Raw genomic sequence first — 22,096 nt, 5'->3', positions numbered from 1 at the left:
GGTCGGCGTGGCAGGCCACCGCGGTACTCAGGTGACTTCGCTGGCGGACAGGGCACCGTCGGCCGAGGGGAACGCGTTCCTCGCGGCGCTGCACGCCGAACACCGGGACCATTTGCTGCGCTTCACCCGCGGCCTGCTCCCCACCGACCCGCACCGGGCCGAGGACGTCGTGCAGGAGTGCCTGTTCCGGGCCTGGCGCAACAGCGAGGCGCTGATCGAGAAGCGCATCCCGCCGCGGCCGTGGCTGTTCCGGGTCGCCCGCAACCTCATCGTCGACTGGGCACGCCGTGACAAGGCCCGCCCGGTCGTGTTCGGGGACGACGACTTCGACCTGCTGCCGGGTGACACCGACTTCGCCGACGAGGTCCTCGACCGGTGCGTCGTCGAGGACGGGCTGGCCCAGCTGACGCCGATCCAGCGCGAAGCACTCGACGAGGTCTACCGGCTCGACCGCACCCGTCAGCGGGCGGCCGTGAGCATCGGCGTCCCGGTGGGGACGGTCAAGTCGCGGGTGCATCACGCGACGATCGCCATGACCGAGGTGCTGGCCTGCAGCGGGGTCACCGCCGCGGGCTGGTGATCAGGCCGTTTCGGGCACCGCGACCCCGAGTTCGGCGGCCAGCTCGTGCCCCGTCCTCCTGGCGAACGGCGTTTCGTACCGGGCGCATTCGGCGAGGGCGTGCACCCGGTGCGCCTTGGCCTCGGCCGGTTTCCCGGCGGCTTCGGTCAGTTTCGCCAGCTCGACCAGGATCTCGATCTTGGCTTCGGACCAGCGCGCTTCGGCCAAGGCGGACAGCAACTGTTCTTCGGCCTCGTCCAGCCGGTTCGCGGTGAACAGGATCCGGCCGTGCAGATGCTGCGCCTTCGCCACCGCGAAGGTCGCGCCATGCCTTCGGAACAGCGACTCGGCCTCGCCCACCAGGTCCAGCGCGGACGCGACGTCGCCGGCCGCCGCGAGACTGTCGGCGAGCCGGGTCAGCACCATCGACAGCAGCTCGTCGTTACCCGGCGCGGTGGCCGAACCCCGGTAGTAGGCCTCGCTTCGCCGTTGCACGGCGACGGCCTCGCCGAACTCGCCGAGGGTGTGCAGCATGCTGCCCAGCAGGGACAGCGCCAGATGACGGCCGTTCGGATAGCCCGCTCGCTCGAACAGGTCCACGGACCGCCTGCACACCAGCGCGGCCTCCCGTGGGGAACCGAGCCGCCGGGTGATGGCGGCCCCGTAGTACCAGGCCCAGGCCTGCACCGTCAGGTCGCCCGCCGCGGTCGCCGCGGCCACCGCGCGTTCATGCGCTTCGAACGCGGCCTGCGGATCCCCGCAGAGCGCGTAGTGCGCCCACGCCACGTAGTTCAGCTGCTCACCCGCCGACCGGACGTCGCCCAGCGCCTCGGCCGCCGCCGCACCCGCGCCGAACACCTCGCGCCAGAGCGGCCCGGTGCCCCGCAGATCCGAGTACCAGTGCATGGCCTGCGCCAGTTCGAGCACCTGTCCGTGCGCGCCGAGGGCGGCCGCCGACCGCAGCGCCCCGCGCCACTGGTGCTGTTCCTCCGTCAGCCACCGGGCCGAGGATTCCCGGTCGCGCACCGGATCGGGCCCGTCGATCGTGACGGTCACCTCGGTCCTGTCGTGATCGAAGAACTGGGCCGCCTTAGTAGCCACCGCGAGCAGCCAGTGCCGGACGCGCTCGGCCGCCTCCCGGACGTCCTCGGCGTTTTCGGCGGTTTCGAGCCTTTCCTTGGCGAACACCCGCAGCAGATCGAGCATCGTGTACCGGCCCGGTGTGCCGCTGAAGCCGAGCAGGCTGGCTTCGGCCAGTTTCTCCAGCGCCGCTTCGGCCTCGTCCGCGGGCCTTCCGGAGGCGATCGCGGCCAGCTCGACGGAGACGTCCGGACCGTCCACGAGCGCCAGCCGCCGGAACACCCGGGCGGTTTCGGGCGCCAGATGGTGGTAGGACAACACGAAGGCGGTGCGGATCTGCAGGTCACCGGCGGTGAGCACGGACAACCGCCGCCGCTCGTTCTCCAGCTGGTCGGCCAGATGCGCGATCGTCCACTGTGGACGGCTGGCGAGCCGGTTGCCCGCGATGAGCAGGGCGAGCGGCACCCCGCCGCAGAGTTCCGCCACCCGCCGTGCCGCGGCCGGTTCCCCCTTCACCCGCCGCTCTCCGGCGACCACGCCGAGCAGGTCCGCCGCCTCGTCACCGGACAGGACGTCGAGGGCGAGGCGGTGCTTCACGTTCAGTCCCGCCAGCGTGCTCCGGCTGGTCACCAGGACCATCGAGCCGGGACTGGTGGCGAGCAGCGGGCGCACCTGGGCTTCGTTGGCGGCGTTGTCGAGGATCAGCAGGATCTCGCGGTCGTGGAGCAGGGACCGGTAGAGGGCGAGCCGGTCTTCGGGATCGTTGGGGAACTGGCGTTCGTCGAGCCCCAGCCCGCGCAGCAGGCGATGCACGGCCCTGTCCGGCGTGAGCGGTTCGGGATCCATCCCGCGCAGGTCGAGGAACAGGCAGCCCTGGGCGAAGCGGTGGGCGTGCCGATGCCCGGCGTCCACGGCCAGCGCGGTCTTGCCGGCGCCCGGAAGCCCGTGCAGCACCGCGACCTGGAGCCGGGACGACGAGGCCGCGGCCTCCGCGACCTCGTCCAGCAGTCGTTGTTCGGCCTTCCGGCCGGTCAGTTCGGTGAGATGGGGCGGCAGGGCGGCGGCGACGGGACGGGGCGCCTCGGCGGGAACGGCTTCGTCCGGCACGACGACACCCCGTCGTCCGGAACGGGCGAAGTCGCTTGCCTCCTTGCCCGCCAGGCCCAGCCCCTCGACCAGCAGTTCCGCGGTGCGCCGCTGCGGAGTGCGGACCCGCCCGCGCTCCATGTCGCTGATACTGCGCACGCTGATCCCGGTCCGCTCGGCCAGCTCCTCCTGCGTCAGCGGGACACGCAGCCGGTAGAAACGAAGGAAGTCTCCGAACGCGGTCTTGTCCACGCTGCGTGGACTCCTCTCAACGACGGCCATGCCGGGCAGGTCAATCCTGCCACGGCATCGCGAGGTTGAGCTCAGGGAAGGTCGGCCGGTGACAGCAGGCGTAGATCCGCGATGGTGGGGGCGCCGGTCGTGCTGAGCCGTCCGGCCTGCCGGGTCATCATGGTCTCCAGGACCTGCCGCGCGTAGCGGGCGTTGCCGAAGGTCTCGTCGCGTTCCACGCCCGCGAAGTGCCCGCGAAGCGCGGTGACCGTCTCCGGGGCGCATTCGTAGCCGTTCGACGAGGCCATCCGGTGCACGATGGTGACCAGGTCGTCGGTGGAGTAGTTCTCGAACTCGATGTGCCGGGAGAACCGCGAGGCCAGACCGGCGTTCGAGGCGAGGAAGGACCGCATCGCCGCGGAGTAGCCGGCGACGATCACCACGGTGTCGTCGCGGTGGTCCTCCATCAGTTTCACCAGGGTGTCGACGGCTTCCTGGCCGAAGTCGCCGCCCGTGGCGCCTTCCGGGGTCAGCGCGTACGCCTCGTCGATGAACAGCACGCCGCCGCGGGCGGACTCGAACGCCTCCCTGGTCAGGTGCGCGGTGTGCCCGACGTAGCGGCCGACGAGGTCGGCGCGCGCGACCTCGACCAGATGGCCCTTGCGCAGCACGCCCAGCGCGGCGAGCAGTTCGCCGTAGAGCCGCGCCACCGTGGTCTTGCCGGTACCGGGCGCGCCGGCGAAGACGAGGTGGTTGTTGATCGCGGGGACCGGCAGCCCGGCTTGGCGCCGCTGCCGCGCGGTGGAGATCAGGTTCACCAGATCGTTGATCGCGTCCTTCACCCCGGTGAGGCCGATCATCGAATCCAGCTTCGTCCGCAGCACCGTCAGTTCGTCGTCGTCGCCGCTGCGCACGGCCTTGCCCGCGTCGCCGGGGACGTCGGGGGCGAGCAGGAGCGACAGGCTCTGGTCGTCGGCGTCCGGATCGCTCGCGAGCCGGAAGGCCTGCCTGTCCACCATTTCCTCGAACACCTTGCGCGCGGTGCGGCCGTTGCCGAAGTCGTCGCCGCGATCCATCTGCCCGAAGTGGACGGACAGCGCGTTCCTGGTGTCCTCGGGCACCTGGTACTGGTGGGCGGTGCACATCTTCTCGACGATGGTCACCAGCTCGTCGGTGCCGTAGTTCTCGAATTCGATGGTGCGGGTGAACCGGGACGCCAGCCCGGGGTTGGACTGCAGGAACGAGGACATCTCCTGCGAGTAGCCGGCGGCGACCACCACGAGTTCGTCACGGTGGTCTTCCATCAGCTTGACCAGCGTGTCGATGGCCTCGCGGCCGAAGTCCGGGCCGCTGCCCTTGCTCTGCGCGCTCAGGGTGTACGCCTCGTCGATGAACAGCACGCCGCCGAGGGCTTTGGTGAACGTCTCGGTGGTCTTGATCGCGGTTCCGCCGACGATCTGGGCGACCAGATCGGCCCTGGCGACCTCGACCAGATGACCTTCGCGCAGCACCCCGAGTTCGGCGAGGATGCTGCCGTAGAGCCGGGCGACGGTCGTCTTGCCGGTGCCGGGCGGGCCGGCGAAGATCAAGTGCCTGCTGGTCGGCGGCGCGACCAGCCCCGCCTGTTCCCGTCGCCGCGCCATCTTGTTCAGGTTCACCAGTGTCTTCACCTGGTGCTTGACACCGCCGAGGCCGACGAGTTCCTCCAGCCTGGCCAGCGGTCCGCTCTCGCCCTCGGAGCTCTGGGGCGCTTCACCGGGTTCGGTGACCGCGGAGACCTCGGCGGCGGCCGTCGTGCCGTCGTTGTCCGGGGCGCCGTTGGCCTTGCTGGTCAGGTTTTCCACGGACAGCCGAGCGTTGGGCACTGTCGTCCGGAGGCCGCCGCCGGTGTTGTCGGAAACCGTGCAGTCCACCACGCTCACCGTCTCGGCCGACTCGATCCGGACACCGTCCCGGCGATTCCCGCTGACGTCGTCGGCGGTCAGCTTCGCCCGCGCGCCCGCTTCCACCAGCACGCCGTGACCGCGGGAGCGCCGCACGGAGGAGCGCGACAGCATCAGCTCCCCGCCGTCGCGCACCAGCACACCGTCTTCCCCTGCCTCGCCGATCTCGCAGTCCCGCAGGGAACCGACGCCGCCGGGTCCGATGAGGACGGCGGACTGTTTCGCTTGATGCACCCGAAGCGTGCTGACGTAAGGACTTCCACCTTCGGAGACGCTGAGACCGGCCTTTCCGGCATCGCGCACTTCGCAGTCTTCGACCCGGCCGCGGCCGTTGCCGGTGACCTCGATGCCGTTGCCCCGGCAGGCGGTGAGCGTCGCCCGGCGCAGCAGCGGATTGGCGGCCGCCCGCACCACGACACCGTGGCCGGTCACGTCGCGGATCTCCAGCCGGTCGAACTCGGCCGTCGCGCCGTCGGTGACCACCAGCCCTTCCGCCGCGCCGCCGCGAACGGTCGTCCGGCTGAACGTCGGGCCGCTCGCCTCGTCGACGTGGATGCCCGCGCCCGTCGCGTCGGAGACTTCGCAGTCCTCGAAAGTGCCGCGGGACCGTCCGGTGACCCGGACCCCCACGCCACCGGTCTTGGCTGTCCGGCAGCGGCGCAGCACCGGGTCGGCGCCGTCGGCCACGGTGATCCCGTCGCCGGTGGTGTTGGTGGTCCGGCACTCTTCGAGCACGGGGGAGGAGTGCGTGCTGATGAAGACGCCGCTCGCGGTGTCACGGACGGTGGTGTCGATGACCTTCGTCGCGCTGTCCTCTTCGAGCGCGATCCCGGGCCGGTCGGTCGAAGAGATGTCGCAATGCTGGATGGTGCCCTGCGCCTGTCCGTTCGCGCAGACGCCGTTTCCCTTGGCGTGGCGCAGAGTGCAGTCGCGCACCATCGGGTTCCCGCGTTCGGCGATCACGATCGCGGAGGTCTGCACGTGTTCGACGACGCAGTCCTCGATCGTGCTGGGGGCGGGCGAGGTCACCACGATCCCCGCGCCGCCGGGGTTGGTCACCCGGCAGCCCCGCATCGCCAGCGAACCCGAGTTGCGGGCCAGCACCGCCGTCCAGGCGGCGCCGATGATCTCGCAGTCCTCCACCGCGGCCTGCCCGCGCGCGATGTCGACCGCGGGGAGTTCCTCGTTCTGCCCCCGCAGCACCAGACCGGTGAGCTTGACGGCCTCGGCGGCGAGCTGGACCGCACTGCCCTGGCGTGCCACGACCTCCACCGTCCCGCGCGCGTCGCTCGCCGCGATGGTGACGACCTTGGTGACCACCAGGGATTCGTCGTAGCGGCCGGGAAGCACGGAGATCACCGTGCCGTTGCGCGCGTCCTGCAACGCGGCCGAAATGGTGCGATACCCCTGATCGCGGTCCACCGTGAGCACGTGCCGTGACACGAGCGCTCCCCTCGTCGTTCTCCGAACGGAACCTGCCCTCGGCTCCACCATGGACAACGCGGTGGAGGTCCGATTGGGTTCACCGGCCCGGCGATCCTGCCGGTGGTTCTTCCTGGGCGCGCCGCGCGGCGCGTGCTGGACTGGGACGATGAGGCGACCCCTGGCCGTGGCGTGCGCGACGCTCACCTTGCTGGCGAACGGCGGTCTCGCGGCCGCGCAGGACACCGAGCTCCCGCAGATCCCGCAGACCTTGAAAGCCGGACAGGCGTGCACTTCCCCGTCGGGCAAGAAGGTTCCTTCGGTGCCGTGGCAACTGCCCTATCTCGGCGTAGACCGGCTCTGGGCGTTGTCGAAAGGGGACGGTGTCACCGTGGCGGTGGTGGACACCGGGGTCGACAAGTCGGTCCTGCCGGTCCAGCCCGTCGGCGACGCCGGGACGGACTGCGTCGGGCACGGCACGGTCGTCGCGAGCCTGATCGCGGCGCCCCTGGCGGACGGTGAGCGGGTTTCCGGGCTCGCCCCCGGCGCGCGGGTGCTCGCGGTACGCGGTACGGAAAAGACCGGCGCGGCGACCGCGGCGAGCATCGCGGGCGCCCTCGACGGCGCGGTCGCGGCCGGCGCGCGGATCATCTGCGTCGCCGTGGCCGTCACCGACGCGGATCCGGCGCTGAAGGAGGCTGTCGACAGGGCCGTCGCGGTGGGCGCGCTGGTCGTCGCGGCGGCGGGCCGGGACATGACCAAGGCCCGCGACACCCCGCCGGGCCCGTATTACCCGGCGGCGTTCCCCGGCGTGCTCGCGGTGTCCGCCATCGGCCCGGACGGGAAACCGGACGCCAAGGCGGCCCCCGGATCCCTTGCCGCACCGGGAAATCTCGTGGTGGGGAAGGGCCCGGGCGGCGGCGCCGCTGTCGGCGCGGGTCCCGCGTTCGCCGCCGCGCATGTGGCTGCCGCGGCCGCGCTGATCCGCTCCTACCGGCCCGAAGCGACCGCGGCCGACCTCGCCCGGCGCCTGCGGGACACCGCGTACCCACAGGCCGGGGTCACCGTGCTCGACCCGCTCGCGGCGCTGACCTCGGTCGCTTCCGGCGTCGGCGCCGCGGCGGCCGCGCGCCGTGAACCGGTGGTGCTGACGCCCGGTCCGGACCTGGGGCCCGCGCGGCAGGCGGCTTGGACGGTCGTCGTGGGTGTCGTGGTGGCTGTCGGTCTGCTGGGCGCGGCGGCTGTCGTGGTGCCGAGGGGGCGGCGGCGAAGGTGGCGGGCCGGGTCTTCGGGGTCGTGAGTGGCGATTCGGGTTCTAAGCCGAATCGCCACTCACGACCACCCCGACCCACTCGGTGCCGCCGCCCTGGTCGCCTGAGGTACGTGAAGGTCGAGTTTCCTCGGCTGAGCCGAGGAAGGGGGCCTTCACGCGGCGCCGCTGTGACTACTGGTACGAGTGGGGCGCGTGGGGCGTTACGCACGTCCGTGAAGGCCTCCTTGCCTACCTTCAGGGTAGGGAAGGAGGCCTTCACGGACTTGCCTGCTCGACAGAAGCGCGAAAAGGGGCCTGGGGAGCCGCCGGGTAAGCCCTTCCGCCGCCGATGGGGGGAGCGACGGCGGAAGGGCGGGTCCGGTCATTTCGCGACGAGCGCCGCCTCGTGGGCCGAGAGCGCGGTCTGCACGACGGTCGTGCCGCGCCGCGTGGCGTACTGCGCCCGCCCGGGGATCAGGACGCGCGGGCGGACCTCGCCGAACACGATGCCTTCGGAAAGCGGGCACGAGAGCAGCATCATCGGGGTGTTGACCTCGACGAGCCGCCGCAGCAGCGGATCGTTCGACCCGCGCCCGATCCCGTTGGCGCCACGGGCCACGACCAGGTGCAGGCCCAGCGCGTTGCCCTGCGCCAGCGGGTCGAACAGTTGCTGGAACAGGGAGTTCGACGACGACGCCACCATGTCGTAGTCGTCGATGAGCACGAACACCTGCGGTCCGGTCCACCAGTCGCGCAGCCGCAGGCGCGCCGGCGTGATGTCCGGGCCGGGCATCCGGGTCTGGACCGCCCGCGCGACGCCGTCGATCATGTCGTGCACCGAGTCCCCGGACACCGCGTAGCCCAGTTGGTAGTCCTTGGGCACCGCGTCGTACAGGCCACGGCGGTAGTCGACGGTGATGATCCGGGCCTCCTGCGGGGTGTACCGCCGGGTGATGCCGTCGATCACCAGCCGCAGCAGGTTCGTCTTCCCGGATTCGACGTCGCCGACGACCATCAGGTGCGGGTTGTCCTCGAAGTCGTGCCACAGCGGTTCGAGACGCTGGTCGTCCAGGCCGAGGGCGACCCGCATGTCCGCGTCCGGGCCGGGGAGTTCGAGCCGGTCCAGTACCGGCGGCAGCATCCGCACCGGGGGAGCGGACGGGCCGTGCCACGCCGCGACGATCCGGTCCACCAGTGCCTCGACGTGGTCGGCGACGTCGCGGTCCACCCCGTCGATGGACGGCAGCGCGGTGAGGAAGTGCAGTTCCTTGTCGGTGAGGCCGCGGCCGGGGAGCTTCGGCACGGTCGCCGCCGCGCGCATGTTGATCACCGAGTCCACCGGGTCGCCGAGCCGCAGTTCGAGCTGGGTGCCGATCAGGTCGCGGACGGCGCTGATGATCTCGCTCCACCGGCTCGACGCCGTCATCAGGTGGATGCCGTAGTTGAGGCCGCGTGAAGCCAGTTCGACGAACGTCGGCAGCAGGTCCATGAAGTCCTGCCGGATCGTGGACCAGCCGTCCACCACCAGGAAGACGTCCCCGTGCCGCTGGTCGGCGAATTCGCCCGCCGCCCGCTTGCGCCGGTACGTGGCCATCGAATCGATGTCGTTGTCGGTGAAGAACCGTTCCCGGCGGGTCAGCAGCGCGGTGATCTCGCCGATGGTGCGGTGGATACGTTCGACGTCCAGCCGTCCGGTCACCCCGCCGACATGCGGGAGTTTCCGCAGGCTGGTCAGCGTTCCGCCGCCGAAGTCGAGACAGTAGAACTGGACCTCGGCCGGCGTGTGGGTCAGCGCCAGCGCGGTGATGAGCGTCCGCAGCGCCGTGCTCTTGCCGCTCTGCGGACCACCGACGATCGCGACGTGCCCGTCGCTGCCCGCCAGGTCGACGAGCAGCGGATCCCGTGTCTGCTCGAACGGCCGGTCGATCAGTCCGATCGGGACGGTCAGCGCGCCGCGGCCGTGCCAATCCCGAGCGGTGAGGCCGTGTTCCGCCGTTTCCTCCAGCGGCGGCAGCAGTTCGTCGAGGGAGCTGGGCGCGTCCAGCGGCGGCAGCCAGACCTGGTGCGCGGGCGGACCGGCGTCGCGGAGCCTGTCGACGGCGAGCTCCAGCAGGCTCGGCAACGAACCTTCGGGCTCGGGTTCGGCCGCGACCGGCTCGGGCACCTGTTCGGCGCGGGCGGCGAACTTCGAGGTGAACGGCACGATCTGCTGCGCCACCACCGCCTGTTCGACGTTGCGGCGGATCACCCGGTGCGGGCCGGAGACGTAGGCCGCTTTGAACCGGTCCAGCGCGGCTGTCCCGCTCTTGAGGAAACCGTTCCCCGGATCCGACGGCAGCTGGTAGGCGTCGGGCACGCCGAGTACGCCGCGGCTTTCCATCGCCGAGAAGGTGCGCAGGCCGACCCGGTAGGACAGATGCGATTCCAGCTGGTGGACCCGGCTCTCGTCGAGCCGCTGCGAGGCGAGCAGCAGATGGACGCCCAGCGAACGGCCCAGCCGTCCGATCATGATGAACAGGTCCATGAAGTCGCGATGCGCAGACAGCAGCTCGCTGAACTCGTCCACCACCAGGAACAGGGTCGGCAGCGGAGCGAGCGGGGTCCCGTTCGCCCGCGCCCGTTCGTAGTCCAGCGCGGAACTGTAGTTGCCCGCCTTGCGCAGGAGTTCCTGACGCCGCACCAGTTCCCCGTTGAGCGCCTCGCGCATGCGGCCGACCAGCGCGGCCTCGTCGGCGAGGTTCGTGATCACCGCCGAGGTGTGCGGCAGCCCGTCCAGGCCGAGGAACGTCGCGCCACCTTTGAAGTCCACCAGGACGAAGTTGAGGATCTCCGACGAATGCGTGAGCGCGAGCGCCAGCACGAGGGTGCGCAGCAGCTCCGACTTCCCGGACCCGGTCGCCCCGATCAGCATGCCGTGCGGGCCCATGCCGGACTGGGCGGATTCCTTGATGTCGAGATCGACCTTCTGGCCGCCCGGGCCGATACCGAGCGGTACCCGGAGCCTGCCGCCTGCCCGTTTCGCCGCCCAGCCCGCCGCCACGTCGTAGGTCTGGATGTCGTTGATGCCCAGCATGGCCGTCAGATCGAAGTTCACGGCCATCGGTTCGGCCGACTTCCGCCGCGCGCCGACCCGGTAGGGCGCCAGCCGCATCGCCAGCGCGGTCGCGGTGTTGAGGCCGATCCCGTCGGGGCGGCCGAGGTCGCCCGCGACCTCCTTGTTGTGCTGATCGACGGTGATCAGCTTCAGCATCCTGTCCTCGAGCCGGAGCCGCAGCGTCAGCGGATCGTCCTGAACGGACAGCGCCGTGGAGAGGTCCACGAGCGTCGTGTTGCGGTAGCCCTCACCGGCGAGCCGGGAGGTGGGCGGGAGGGTGACCCCGTCCACGAACAGCATCACGCAGGGCTCGTGGACGTCGGGCAGGGCGTCCGGATCGAAGCCGGGCCGGATGGCGAACTCGTCGCCCATCGCGTTCTCCAGCTCCGCGACGGATTCCACCACCAGCCGGGCCTCTCCGGCGCCGTCGGACTCGCTGGGGTGGAGGTTGTGCGGCAGCCACTTCACCCACTCCCAGGCCTCCCGGCGTTCCGGCGCGGCGAGGACGACGATCCGCAGTTCGGCGGGGGAGTGGAACACCGCGATATGCGCGATCATCGACCGCGCGAGCGCCCGGATCTGTTCGCCCTCCACGGTTTCGGCCTGGATCAGGATCCGCGCGAACGACGGCAGGAACACCGCGACCGGCTGATCGGTCACCGTGCCGTAGGCGTGGATGAACCGGCGGAGCGCGTGCGCGGACAGCGGTTCGAGGTCGTCGACGGGCTTGGTGGACAACGGGTTCAGCCGCCACGCCAGGCGTTGCGGTCCCCGTGCGACACGGATCTCGCCGAAGTCGTCGTCGTGGGCTTCCCGTTCCCACATCCGGGTCGTGCCGGGCAGCGACCACAGCGACGTCGGGTCGGGATGCCGCCAGGCCAGCGCCTGCCGCTGGCTGGTCACCACTTCCCGGACCTTGCGCCGCGACTGTGCCAGGTAACGGAGATAGTCGCGCCGGGCGTCGTTGGTCTTCTGTTTGCGTTCGCCCGCGCTGCGGCCGAGTTGCCCGACCAGCATGGCCATCGACGACACCGTCATCAGCCCGGCGGCCAGGTAGCTGAACGCGCCGTTCTCACCCGGCCGGACGAACAGCAGCACGGTCGCCGTCGACGACAGCGCCATCGGCAGGTACATCATGACCGCGCCGGCGCTGCGCTGGACTTCGGGCAGCGTCGGCGGTTCTTGGATACTCAGCTCGCCCTCGGGCATTTCCGGTCCTGGCCGTCGCGGCCCCTTGCGGAATGTGATTACACTCAAGCCCGGATTCCTTCCCTCTCGGACGCGCTGTGGTGGCGGCTCCACTAGAGGTGACGAAATCCGACCACGCGACGGTTCACTCACGATCCCGCGCGTCGGTCGCCCGATCGAAGGCGTGTGCCATGGCGACCACTTCAGGACTGTGCAAGCTCAGAGTCCGTGCTCCGGCGACCAGTTTCGCGCTGGCCGTCCCGGTGGACATCCCGTTGATCGACCTGATGCCGACGATCCTCGGCCACGCGGGTCAGGACCTGGCGGAAGACGGGGTGGACCACGACGGCTGGATCCTGCAACGGCTCGGCGATCCGCCGCTGGACCAGGAGTCCACTGTCGACGTTCTCGAACTGCGTGACGGCGAGACCCTGCACCTGCGGCCGCGGCGGGAACAACTGCCCGCCGTCCACTTCGACGACATCATCGACGGGCTTTCCACCGAGGCCCGCGCCCGGCCGGATTCGTGGACCGCGCAGGCGACCCGGTGGACGATGCTCGGCGGCGCGCTGGCCGCGGTGGCGCTCGCGTTCTCGCTGCTGGTGACAGCGCCCGCCACCTGGCCGACGCTGCTTTCCGCCGGGGTGGCCGCCTTCTTCCTGCTGGTGTGCGCCGCCACCGCGGCCCGCGCGCTCGGCGACAGCGCGGCGGCCTTGGCCCTGGCGCTGGCCGCGGTCCCGTTCGTCGGACTGGCCGGTTCGCTCGTCCCGCACGGACCCGAAGGCCCGGTGCTGACCGGCGCGCGGCTGCTGGCGGCCTGCGTCGCGGGTGCGGGAGCCGCCGCGCTCGGGATGGCGGCGGTGGCGGGCTCCGCGCCGGTGTTCGTCTCGGTCGCGACGTTCGGGCTGTTGTGCGCGACAGGGGGCCTGGTGCTGATGCTCGGCGCCGGGTCCGTGTCCGCTTCGGCGGCGATCATCGCGGTGATCGCCGTCCTGCTCGGCGCTTTCGTGCCGAGGATCGCCTTCCGGCTGTCCGGGCTGCGGCTGCCCGGCCTGCCCACCACGGCCCGGGAACTGCAGGAAGAACTCGATCCGCATCCCGGTGACGAGGTCGTCGGCAAGGGCCTGATCGCGGACGCCTTCGTGACCGCGTTGTTCGCCGCGATCGGCCTGGCCTGCCTGGTCACGCTCGAATTCGTGGTCCGCGACCGGTCTTGGCAGGCCGTCACGTTCGCCGCCGTGCTGAGTGTCCTGCTGCTGGTGCACGGCCGCGCGCTGGGCAGTGTGTGGCAGCGGCTGTCGGTGATCGTGCCGGGTGTGTACGGCGTGCTGCGGCTACTGCTGGCTTCGCAGCTGGACGCGGCCACGCCGCTGCCGATGGTGGCGGGGGTGTTCGCGCTGGCCGCCGTGGTGCTGGTGGCGCGCTGGACGCTGCCAGGACGCCGGATGGTGCCGCAGTGGGGCAGGCTCGCGGATCTCGCGGAGACCCTCGCCGCGGTTTCGCTGCTGCCGCTCGCGCTGTGGCTGATCGGTGTGTTCGCGTTCGTGCGAGGGTTCGGGGGCTGACGGGAATGAACGCCAAAACCGATCAGGTCCAGGCACACAAGTTCATGCTGGGCCGGTTGACCTCGGCACTGCTGCGGGTCGATCCCGACGCGTCGGAGAGCCCGTTGCAGCGGACGTACCGGGGCAGTCTGATCGGCGTGCTGGTGGCCGTTCTCGCCTGCCTCGGCCTGCTGGTGTTCGGGCTGGTCTCCCCGGGCGGGAACAAGTCCTGGCGGGTCGAGGGCGCGCTGGTCGTGGCCGACTCGTCGGGGGCGCGGTTCCTCTACGCGGGCGGAAAGCTGTTGCCGGTGCTGAACTTCGCCTCGGCCAAACTGGTCGCCGGGAACCAGCTCGTGCTCAAGCACGTCTCCGAGGCCTCGTTGAAGGACGTGCCGCGCGGCGAACCGCTCGGGATCATCGGCGCGCCGGACTCGCTCCCGGCCCTCGCCGCCGATCCGTGGGAGGTGTGCGCCGGGGTGGGCCGCGATCAGGCCGGGCCGACGGCGCTGCGCGTCGGCGGCGTGACCTCGGCTCCCCTCGGCGACGACGCCGCGGCCGTCGCGATCACCCCGGACGGGGCGACCTTCCTGCTGTGGAAGGGCAAACGGCACCGCGTGGCGACCGACCGCGGCGCGCTCGACGCGGTGGACGGGGTGCTCCAGCCCGTCAAGGCGCCGGCGGCGTTGCTGGACGCGCTGCCCGCGGGCCCGGATTTCGCGCCGCCCACGCTCGACGGGCTCGGCGAGGCAGGCCCTGCCCTCGGCGGGACGGAATCGCGGATCGGCCGTCTCTACACCGTCTCGGGTGAACCCTCGCAGCGTTACGTGCTGACGAAGGCGGGGCTGACGCCGTTGTCCGAGCTGGACGCCCGGCTGCTGACGGCCGATCCGGAGGTCCGCCGGGCCGCGTACGGCGGCGGGGACGTCGCGGTGACCCCGCTGCCCGGACGGGTGGTCAGCGAGCGGCTGGCCGCGGCCGAGCAGCCGCCGCCCGTGAAGCCGCCGAAAGCGGCGACACTCCACAGTGGACAGAGCCTGTGCGCGCTCGTCACCCCGGACGGTGACGCGCCGCGCACCCAGGTGGCGGTGACCGACGGCTTCGTCCAGTCCGGGCAGGTGCCGGCGCGCCGCCCCGGTGTCGCGGCACCGTGCTCCCTGGTCGACCGGATCACCGTGCGGCCCGGCGCGGGTGCCCTGGTCAGGGCCTCGGCCGCGTCGGGACGGGCCGGTGACGCCCTCTTCCTGGTGACCGACAGCGGGGTGAAGTACCCGGTTCCCCCTGAAGGCGCGAAGGCGCTCGGCTTCGACTCGGCCGCCTCGAACGGGATGCCCACCACCCTGCTGAACCTGGTGCCGACCGGGGCCGCGCTGGACCCTTCGGCGCTGCGTGACGGCGGGACGGTCCTGCCGTCGGCCGCGACCTGCGGTTCCTGACCGGAGGAACCCGCGACGGCAACTTCTGCCGGTGGTTCCGCATGGTCTGCCGGGCGCGGACTTGGTGTCCTTGCTGTGGACCGGTGAAAGTCCGCGAGACCGTGAGGAAGGACGAGCGACTGATGAACATGCATTTCCAGAAGAGCGACGGTGGGATGAAGGGCGGTATCACCGCCATCGAGGATTGCGAATCCTCGTGCAAGACCATCCACTCGGGAGTGACCTCGGTCCGCAGCGATCTGCGGGCGGACTGGCAGGGCGCGGCGTCCCAGACCTTCCTCAACCAGCTCGAACTGTGGGAGGCGGACTACCTCCAGGTGCTCAAGATGCTCACCGAGATCAAGGACCTGGTGAGGGACAGCGACAACACCATGAACACCACCGAAGACGACATCAACCTGACCGCGGTGACCGCGTTCGGCGGCAACGAGGGCAACCGCATCTTCGACGCGCTGGCCTGACCACCCCACCCCTGGTTTCGAAAGGAAACGATCATGAGCGCTCCCACTGACGGTTTCTCGGTCAGCGGCAACGTCCCGCACCTCGCCGAGCGGATGGTCGGCCTCAGCAAGCAGATCGACGCCGCGCTGGTCGATCTGGAGCAGGCCATCAAACCGATGACCAGCACTTGGATCGGTCAGGGCGCCACGTCCTACGAGGACCTGCAGCGCCGCTGGCACGAAACGACCAAGGCCATGGAAGGCCGGTTCGCGAAGGGCCACCAGGTCCTGGCCATGTCCTTCGAGAACTACCAGCGCACCGACAAGAACATCGGCGCGAAGTTCCAGATCTGATTCCGGGCCGCATTCGGGAAAGGGAGTAGGGGCGTGGCGGAGAAGCCGGACAGCGGCGACATCAAGATCACGGTCAGTTTTCTGCAGAAGTTCCAGAACGAGGTACTGCAGACCATGGTCGAAGAGCTGAACACGAACAAGGACATCGCGGAACTGGCCCTGACCGTGGGCAGCACGGCCGGGAAACGACGGCTGCTGGCCGGCTCCGAAGCGTGGGAGCCCGCCCGGCTGCTGATCGAGAAGTACGAGGCGCCCACCACCGGTACCGGGCCGTCGCTGTACGCGCAGGTCGACTCGATCAGGAATCAGCTCATCACGTTGAACGACAACATCACCTACGTGGTGGGGCTCGCGATGAGCGGTGAGGACGAGAACATCAAGCTGTCCACCGAACTGAACATGAGTCAGCTCGGGGAGATCTTGGCGACCGCTCCCGCCCCCGCCCCCGCTCCCGGCGGCGCGGGGGCCTGAGCCGCGATGCCCGCCACCGATGCCAAGGTGTCGAAGGAGCCGTGGGAAGAGGCCCTCAAGATCTTCGCCGCTCCCGACGCGCCGGACACCCACGTACCGAGCCGGGAGACCATCACCGGGATCCAGTGGCTCAAATGGGACGTCTACGCCAAGAGCCGGGGTCTTCCCGACCCCAAGGGCTGGGACTTCTTCGCCTCCACCGAAACCTGGTGGATGGAGTACTGGGCGGTGGCCAGCGCCAACTACGAGGCGTTCACGCCGGTGATGACCAAGTTCTACGGCAACATGGACGACATCATCGAGTCCATGCAGGGCTACTACAACAGCAATCCGGTGGCGCAGCCCTGGACTTTCACCAGGGCCTTCGACGCGTTGAACGGCACGAAGACCTGGCTTTCCGACCAGGCCGGGAAGCTGGACACCCAGCGGAACAAGGTCGGGAAGAAGGGCGACGACTTCCAGGGGACCGGCGCCGGTGCGTTCCGCGACGTCCTGGACGGCCTGATCTTCAAGTGCAACGACCTGGTCCGGCAGCTGGACGTCCGGCCGGGCGCCCTGAACGACGCGGTGGAACAGAAGGACGATCCGAAGACGGCGGACAAGGACGAGAGCAGCGGGCTCAAGTGGGCCTTCGCGAAGCTTCAGGAAGCCCACGCCAGGTGGAAGTCCGCCGAGGAGTTCACCCGTGACACCGGCAAGTTCGGCCAGCTGACGCTGCCGGGCAGCCAGCTGGCCTGGCCGGGCGGGTGCCTGACGGCGGTCTGGACCTCCACGGCGTTCAAGGAAGACCTGAGCAAGGCCCGGGACGACGACTGGAGCGGCACCGGCGGGGAGCGCTACCCCCGGAGCACCATCCTCGGCGCGGACGCCAGGAACCCCGCTTTCTGGAACGGCATCACCGACGTGGCGCAGAAACTGTGGCTCGACCACATCAAGGACGTCCTGGATCCGGTGGCCACCACCGTGCTGACGAACCTTCCGGCGAACTACAACGCCGCGAAGGTGCGCTTGCCGCAGATCAGGGAGCCGCGGCGGCTCAACCTCCACAAGCCGCCGCCCACCCCGCCTCCCGGATCGCAGGGCCCGCCCCCGCCGACCCCGCCTCCGGGATCGGGTGGCCCCAAACCGCCGCCGGGCTCGAAGGACGGGCCGCCGAAGGTCCCGAATCCCAAGGACGTCAAGGGACCCGCGGGGGACAAGGACAAGAAGGGACCCGGCGGCGCGCCCCCGCCGCCGGTACCGGGGCCGCCGAAGGGCGGCATCAAACCGCCACCGGCCCCGCCGAAGCCCGACGAGCCGTTGAAGGTGCCGTCCGGGTCGTCCGTCGGACCGGACGGTGTCGTGCTCGGGCCGGACAAGAAGCCGCTGCTCGACCCGCTCGGACGGCCGATCGTCGTACCGCCCGGCTCCCGCGTCGGGCCCAACGGCGAGATCCTCGGGCCGAAGGGGGAGAAGCTCGCCGAGAAGGACCGGCTGGCCAGGCCGGAGCAGACCAAGAAGGACGAGTCGCAGCAGTCGGAGCTGGACAAGTACCTGAAGTCCCTGCGCGGTGGCGGCACGCCGTCGATGCCGACGTTGCTCGGGTCGCACTCGCCTCCAGTGTCGTTCTCCTCCGGTGGTTCGTCGAGTCTCCACAATGGACTCCCGGCGCCGAAGACGTCCGTCGGATCGATCGGTACGCCGAGCGGGTTCGGCGCGCCGGGAGGGCACGAACTGCCCGCGCCGCCGGAAAAGCCGGTGACGACCGAGGGCGGGCCCTCGCTGATCAAGAACCAGCAAGGCAGCGGAACACCGCAGAACGGCATGGGCGGCGTCCCGTTCTACCCGCCGACCGCGGGTGGCGGAGCCGGCGCGGGCGCCGGCGGGGAAAACAAGGGCGAACGCGACCGGACCACCTGGCTGACCGAGGACGAGGAGACCTGGGGCACCGATCCGAAGCTGCCGCCTTCGGTGCTCGGTGGCCGCAGGCGAGGCGGCCGGACGGCAGGCCGGACCGGCGGCAACCGCGACTACGGACAAGGAGGAAACGATGGCCGACTGGCTGGAGGAGCAACTTCACCAAACTATGGTCACGCTGAGGGATCAGCGTGACCGGATCGAGTCCGCGAAGGCGGATCTCGCTTCCCGGACGTCTACGGCGACCTCGGCGGATCGCATGGTCACGGTGACCATGGACGCGCAGAACTCCGTGGTGGGACTGAAGTTCAACACCACGAAGTACCGCTCCATGCCGCCGGAGCAACTGGCCAAGACCCTGCTCGACGTGCTCGAACGCGCCCGGCTGGAGATGGCGGACGCCGCCGTCGAGGTCTTCGGCCCGCTCATGGACCAGCGCGACGACCTCCGGGCGGCCATGACGGGCGGTACCGAAGTCGACAAGGCGTTCTCGGCCCTGTGGAAAGAGGCGCCCTCGGACGTCTTCGGCAGGGGAAGGGACTGATCCTCCGTGGCGCTGGGCGGACCGGACACGACCAAATGGGTGTGGGAGGAAGCGCTCAACATCTTCACCCGAAACCCGGACATCCCCGAGGTGCCCTCGCGTTCGACCGTCCTCGGGGTGCCCTGGCTGTCGTGGCACGTCTACACCCACCTTCGTGGGCCCAGCAACAAAGTGCCGACGAACCTGATCCACGCGGAAGGCATGACGTTCTTCACCTCGTGGTACGCCGTGGCCGATCCGAGCAAGGAACTGGAGACCGCGGCGGGGACCTTCTTCACCACCGGGAACACGGTCGTCGACTCCTTGAAGGACGAGACGAACCAGGTCGGCAAGCACGCCACCTTCGAGCGCGCGTCGATCACCGTGGGCGGGGTGGCGAACTGGCTGACCGCGCAGGTCGCCCCGCTGGAGGGCTGGCGGGACAAGACCGGTCATCGTGGCGACGCCTTCCAGGGCACCGGCGCGGGCGCGTTCTGGAACGTGCTGGACGGGCTCGCCAACAAGTGCCAGGGCCTCGTCGCCCAGCTGACGAAGGACCTCACGACCTGGCAAGCCCTTCATCTGGCGGGCGACTTGCTGAAACGTGCCGGTGAGGTCCTCGACGAGGGACGCGCGCGGTGGCAGGGCGGCGAAAGCTTCACCTACGACACCGGGCTCGGGTTCTCGGTCACCGCGCCGGGATCGGAGCTGTGGACGCCGAGCGGCGTGGTGCGGGCGATCTGGCAGGCTCCCGCGCTGGCCGCGGACTTCGCGAGCCATCCGCCCCCCAAGTACGACAGGGAGAAGGACGGCTGGCCGAAGAGCACGTTCCTCGGTGGGGTCCTGGACGAAGGCAACACCGCTCCGCGCGAGAAGCTGGAACTCGCCGCGCAACGGGTCTGGCAGGAGCACCTGAAGGTCGCGGACGCCAACGGCACGGCCGTGGCCTGGCTGCTCGACCTGACCTATCGCCAGTCGCTCCAGTACCTGCCGACGCTCCGGACCCCGGTGCGCCCGAACCTTTCGGGCGGCTCCGGCGGTCCGGAAGACGGCGGGGCGGGCCCGGGCGGCGACGGCGCGGGCCCCGGCGGGGGAGACGGAACGGCCGGGGGCAACGGCCCGGGCGGCAGCACCACCTCACTGCCGCCGCCACCGCCGCCGGTCACCCGGGTCGGCGGCGACGGTGCCAAGGGGTTCCCGCCGCCGATCACCAAGGTCGGCGGGCCGGACACCCTGCTGAAAGTGCCCACCGGTTCCCACGTCGGCCCGGACGGCACCGTCATCGGTCCCGACGGCAAACCCGTCCTGGGCTCCGACGGCAGGCCGATCATCGTCCCGCCGGGCTCCCGGGTGAACGGGAACGGCGAGATCATCGGACCGCGGGGCACCGGGAACCTCGAACAGAAGGACCGGCTGCGCAAGGCGTACCCGCCTCCGGGGACGAGCACTCCCGGCACCAACGGCGAGTCGTCGATGGAGCGGTACCTCAAGTCGCTGCGGCGCACCCCGCCACCGCTCCCGCCACTGCGCGCCCCCGACGTGCTGCCCATGACGATGTCGAAATTCGACCCGCAGGCCGGGTTCCACAGTGGACCCGGCTCGCTCGGCGGCGGCCGGATCGGGGTTTCGCCGGACCTGCCGTCGTCCTCGGTCCCGTCACCGGGAGGGAAACCCGCGAGTACGGCCACCGGCGGTCCGACGGCGCTCGGCGGTCCTAAAGGGTCAGCGGGGAGCGGGAACGGCGTGCCGTTCTATCCGCCGTCGGCCGGCGGGGCGGGCGGCGCCGGGCAGAACAAGGGCGAACGCGACCGGACGACCTGGCTCGCCGAAGACGAGGAGACCTGGGGCACCGACCCGACTGTCGCGCCGGGCGTGCTCGGTGGGCGCAAGCGCCGCCCCCGCGCCTCCGGTGGCACCCGGTTGAGCGCGGACACCCGGCGCGATCACACGTTCGGCTTCGGCGAGACCGGGCAGAGCACCGGCACCACCACGGGATGAGGACGAGACGATGACGGATTTCCGGGCGGACCCGAACGCCATGCAGACGCTCGCCGAGGCGTACCGGGAGGTCGGGGCCAAGATGCGCAAGATCAGCGAACTCGGCGGCGATCGCCGGGATCTGGTCTTCGAAGCCTGCGGTGACGACGAAATGGGCGAGGAGATCAAGGGCAATCTCGGCGAGCCGGTGACGAAGATCGAAGGCGCGTTCGTCTCGATCGGTGAAGTCGTCGCGAACCAGACCAACGTGACCAAGGGAATGGCGGCGAAGCTCGCCGTGGCGGAGAGTCAGAACGTCGACGCCGTCCACAGAGGACTCAAACGCTAGTGATCTCCCGGCGGCCGTGTGGACGCCGCCGGTCAACCTGAGCCAGCAAAGGAAGCGGGAACACCATGCCCTCGGACGCAGCAGAGTCCACCGGCGTCGCGGTCGCCACGGCGGAAACGGCGGCGCCGGCCGCCCCCGAAATCAAGGCGGACACCGAAACCACGGCGTCCGCAGCCGCCGAGACGGCCGCCGCCGGCACCGTGCCGCCGGTCGTCGACGCGGGCACCGACGCCGAGTCGCCGTCGCCGGGCCGGATGTCGAAACCGGTGATCGTCGCGGCGGCGGTCGCCGGTGTCGTACTGGTCGCCCTCCCGATGGTGCTCAGCGGACTGCTCGACGGTGGAAAGCCCGGCGAGGGACCGGAATCGGCCGGCTACGCGAAGGACCTCCCGCCGGGCGGCGGGTTCGTGCCGGGACTGGCCGCTCCGCCCGCCGACATCGGCGGTGTCCCCGCCGGGCAGCCGGGCAACCAGCTGCCGGGACAGGCGGCCGACGGGATACCGGCTGGCCAGGCGGGCGCGCCCGCCGATCCCGGCACCGCCGGCCTTCCCGGTGGGGCGCCTCCCGCCGCGGGTGGCGGCCCGGCTCCGGGGCCGGGGCAGCACCAGGCACCGCCGCCCGCCCAGCAGCCCCAAGGGCCGCCCGCTCCGGCCGCCAAGACCGTGACCTACGACGGGACGGCGGGACGAGGCTGCGGCGGCGGTACCGGCTTCACCGGCGTCGGCGCCTACAGCGACGGCAAAGCGGGCTGGGTGAACCACGGCAACGGCGGCTGCGGCACGTCGTTCGTTTCCATTCCCATGTCGGGCGACGCGAACAAGGACGACTCCAGCGCGTACGGGCTGTGGACGTTCAACACCGGCCCGGTGACCACCGGTTCGTGCGCGGTCTCGGTGTTCGTCCCCACCGGCGACGCGACCGAGGTGGGCGGGAGCCCGTCGGTCTATCGCGTGTTCGACCGGTTCGCGGTCGACAAGGGAACCCCGGTCGGAACGTTCCAGATCGACCAGATCGGCAACCGCGGCCGGTGGGTGAACGTCGGCACGTTCCGGATCAACGGCGCCAAACTGGCCGTCCAGCTGCTCAACCGGGGCCGTGACTGGTCGGGTTCCAGCAAGACCTACGCGCACCACGCCGCGGCGACGGTGAAGGCCAAGTGCCAGGCGTGACGCCGGTCGTTCCTTTGACGGGACCGGTGCGCCCGCTTCAGTGCTCCGTGAAGGCCTCCTTGCCTACTCTGAAGGTAGGGAAGGG

Annotated in this window: 15 protein-coding genes; 12 read left to right on the top strand and 3 right to left on the bottom strand. The window is 70.7% G+C overall.

What is annotated here, in order from left to right; all coding sequences use genetic code 11:
* The first annotated feature begins 7 nt into the window (after window positions 1-7).
* On the top strand, window positions 8-580 hold the full coding sequence (locus tag ACFOSH_RS22180; RefSeq protein ID WP_378240948.1) for a sigma-70 family RNA polymerase sigma factor: 573 nt from the start codon (window positions 8-10) through the stop codon (window positions 578-580).
* On the opposite strand, the gene ACFOSH_RS22175 is transcribed toward ACFOSH_RS22180, so the two are convergent.
* The gene (locus ACFOSH_RS22175) at window positions 581-2,977 is read right to left on the bottom strand and encodes an ATP-binding protein (protein ID WP_378240947.1); all 2,397 of its coding nucleotides are present in this window, start codon (window positions 2,975-2,977) and stop codon (window positions 581-583) included. It lies immediately after the preceding gene.
* Between the two features lie 71 nt (window positions 2,978-3,048).
* A complete protein-coding gene (locus tag ACFOSH_RS22170; protein WP_378240946.1) occupies window positions 3,049-6,342 on the bottom strand; it encodes a right-handed parallel beta-helix repeat-containing protein in 3,294 nt (1,097 codons plus the stop codon).
* A gap of 148 nt (window positions 6,343-6,490) precedes the next feature.
* Between ACFOSH_RS22170 and ACFOSH_RS22165 the strand changes: the two genes are divergently transcribed.
* Window positions 6,491-7,621: a S8 family serine peptidase gene (locus ACFOSH_RS22165; RefSeq protein ID WP_378240945.1), complete on the top strand. Its 1,131-nt coding sequence runs from the start codon at window positions 6,491-6,493 to the stop codon at window positions 7,619-7,621.
* A gap of 334 nt (window positions 7,622-7,955) precedes the next feature.
* Here the strand turns inward: ACFOSH_RS22165 and eccCa are convergent, their stop codons facing one another.
* A complete protein-coding gene (gene eccCa / locus ACFOSH_RS22160; RefSeq protein ID WP_378240944.1) occupies window positions 7,956-11,924 on the bottom strand; it encodes a type VII secretion protein EccCa in 3,969 nt (1,322 codons plus the stop codon).
* Between the two features lie 122 nt (window positions 11,925-12,046).
* Here eccCa and eccD point away from each other — a divergent pair, with 122 nt between their 5' ends.
* The 10 genes from eccD (at window position 12,047) to ACFOSH_RS22110 (ending at window position 22,011) form a co-directional block, all read left to right on the top strand.
* Window positions 12,047-13,420, top strand: coding sequence for a type VII secretion integral membrane protein EccD (eccD, locus tag ACFOSH_RS22155; protein ID WP_378240943.1), 1,374 nt, complete (start codon window positions 12,047-12,049; stop codon window positions 13,418-13,420).
* Window positions 13,421-13,425: 5 nt separating this feature from the next.
* A complete protein-coding gene (gene eccB / locus ACFOSH_RS22150) occupies window positions 13,426-14,832 on the top strand; it encodes a type VII secretion protein EccB (protein ID WP_378240942.1) in 1,407 nt (468 codons plus the stop codon).
* Between the two features lie 122 nt (window positions 14,833-14,954).
* Complete coding sequence (locus ACFOSH_RS22145; RefSeq protein ID WP_378240941.1) at window positions 14,955-15,293, top strand: WXG100 family type VII secretion target; 339 nt, start codon at window positions 14,955-14,957, stop codon at window positions 15,291-15,293.
* Between the two features lie 33 nt (window positions 15,294-15,326).
* Window positions 15,327-15,626, top strand: a complete 300-nt coding sequence (locus ACFOSH_RS22140; RefSeq protein WP_378240940.1) for a WXG100 family type VII secretion target — start codon at window positions 15,327-15,329, stop codon at window positions 15,624-15,626.
* A gap of 33 nt (window positions 15,627-15,659) precedes the next feature.
* A complete protein-coding gene (locus ACFOSH_RS22135) occupies window positions 15,660-16,097 on the top strand; it encodes a hypothetical protein (protein ID WP_378240939.1) in 438 nt (145 codons plus the stop codon).
* Window positions 16,098-16,103: 6 nt separating this feature from the next.
* Window positions 16,104-18,188 carry a hypothetical protein gene (locus ACFOSH_RS22130; RefSeq protein ID WP_378240938.1) on the top strand — a complete coding sequence of 695 codons (2,085 nt, stop codon included), beginning with the start codon at window positions 16,104-16,106 and terminating at the stop codon, window positions 18,186-18,188.
* On the top strand, window positions 18,127-18,537 hold the full coding sequence (locus tag ACFOSH_RS22125; RefSeq protein ID WP_378240937.1) for a YbaB/EbfC family nucleoid-associated protein: 411 nt from the start codon (window positions 18,127-18,129) through the stop codon (window positions 18,535-18,537). Before ACFOSH_RS22130 ends, ACFOSH_RS22125 begins: the two co-directional genes overlap by 62 nt.
* Before the next feature lie 6 nt (window positions 18,538-18,543).
* Complete coding sequence (locus tag ACFOSH_RS22120) at window positions 18,544-20,514, top strand: hypothetical protein (protein ID WP_378240936.1); 1,971 nt, start codon at window positions 18,544-18,546, stop codon at window positions 20,512-20,514.
* Between the two features lie 10 nt (window positions 20,515-20,524).
* Entirely contained in the window at window positions 20,525-20,842 is a 318-nt protein-coding gene (locus tag ACFOSH_RS22115) for a hypothetical protein (protein ID WP_378240935.1), read from the top strand.
* Window positions 20,843-20,907: 65 nt separating this feature from the next.
* Window positions 20,908-22,011, top strand: coding sequence for a hypothetical protein (locus tag ACFOSH_RS22110; RefSeq protein WP_378240934.1), 1,104 nt, complete (start codon window positions 20,908-20,910; stop codon window positions 22,009-22,011).
* Window positions 22,012-22,096: the final 85 nt, after the last annotated feature.

This window comes from Amycolatopsis speibonae, from assembly GCF_042647925.1.
Lineage (GTDB): Bacteria > Actinomycetota > Actinomycetes > Mycobacteriales > Pseudonocardiaceae > Amycolatopsis > Amycolatopsis speibonae.
This window is presented reverse-complemented; position numbering and strand designations above follow the sequence as displayed.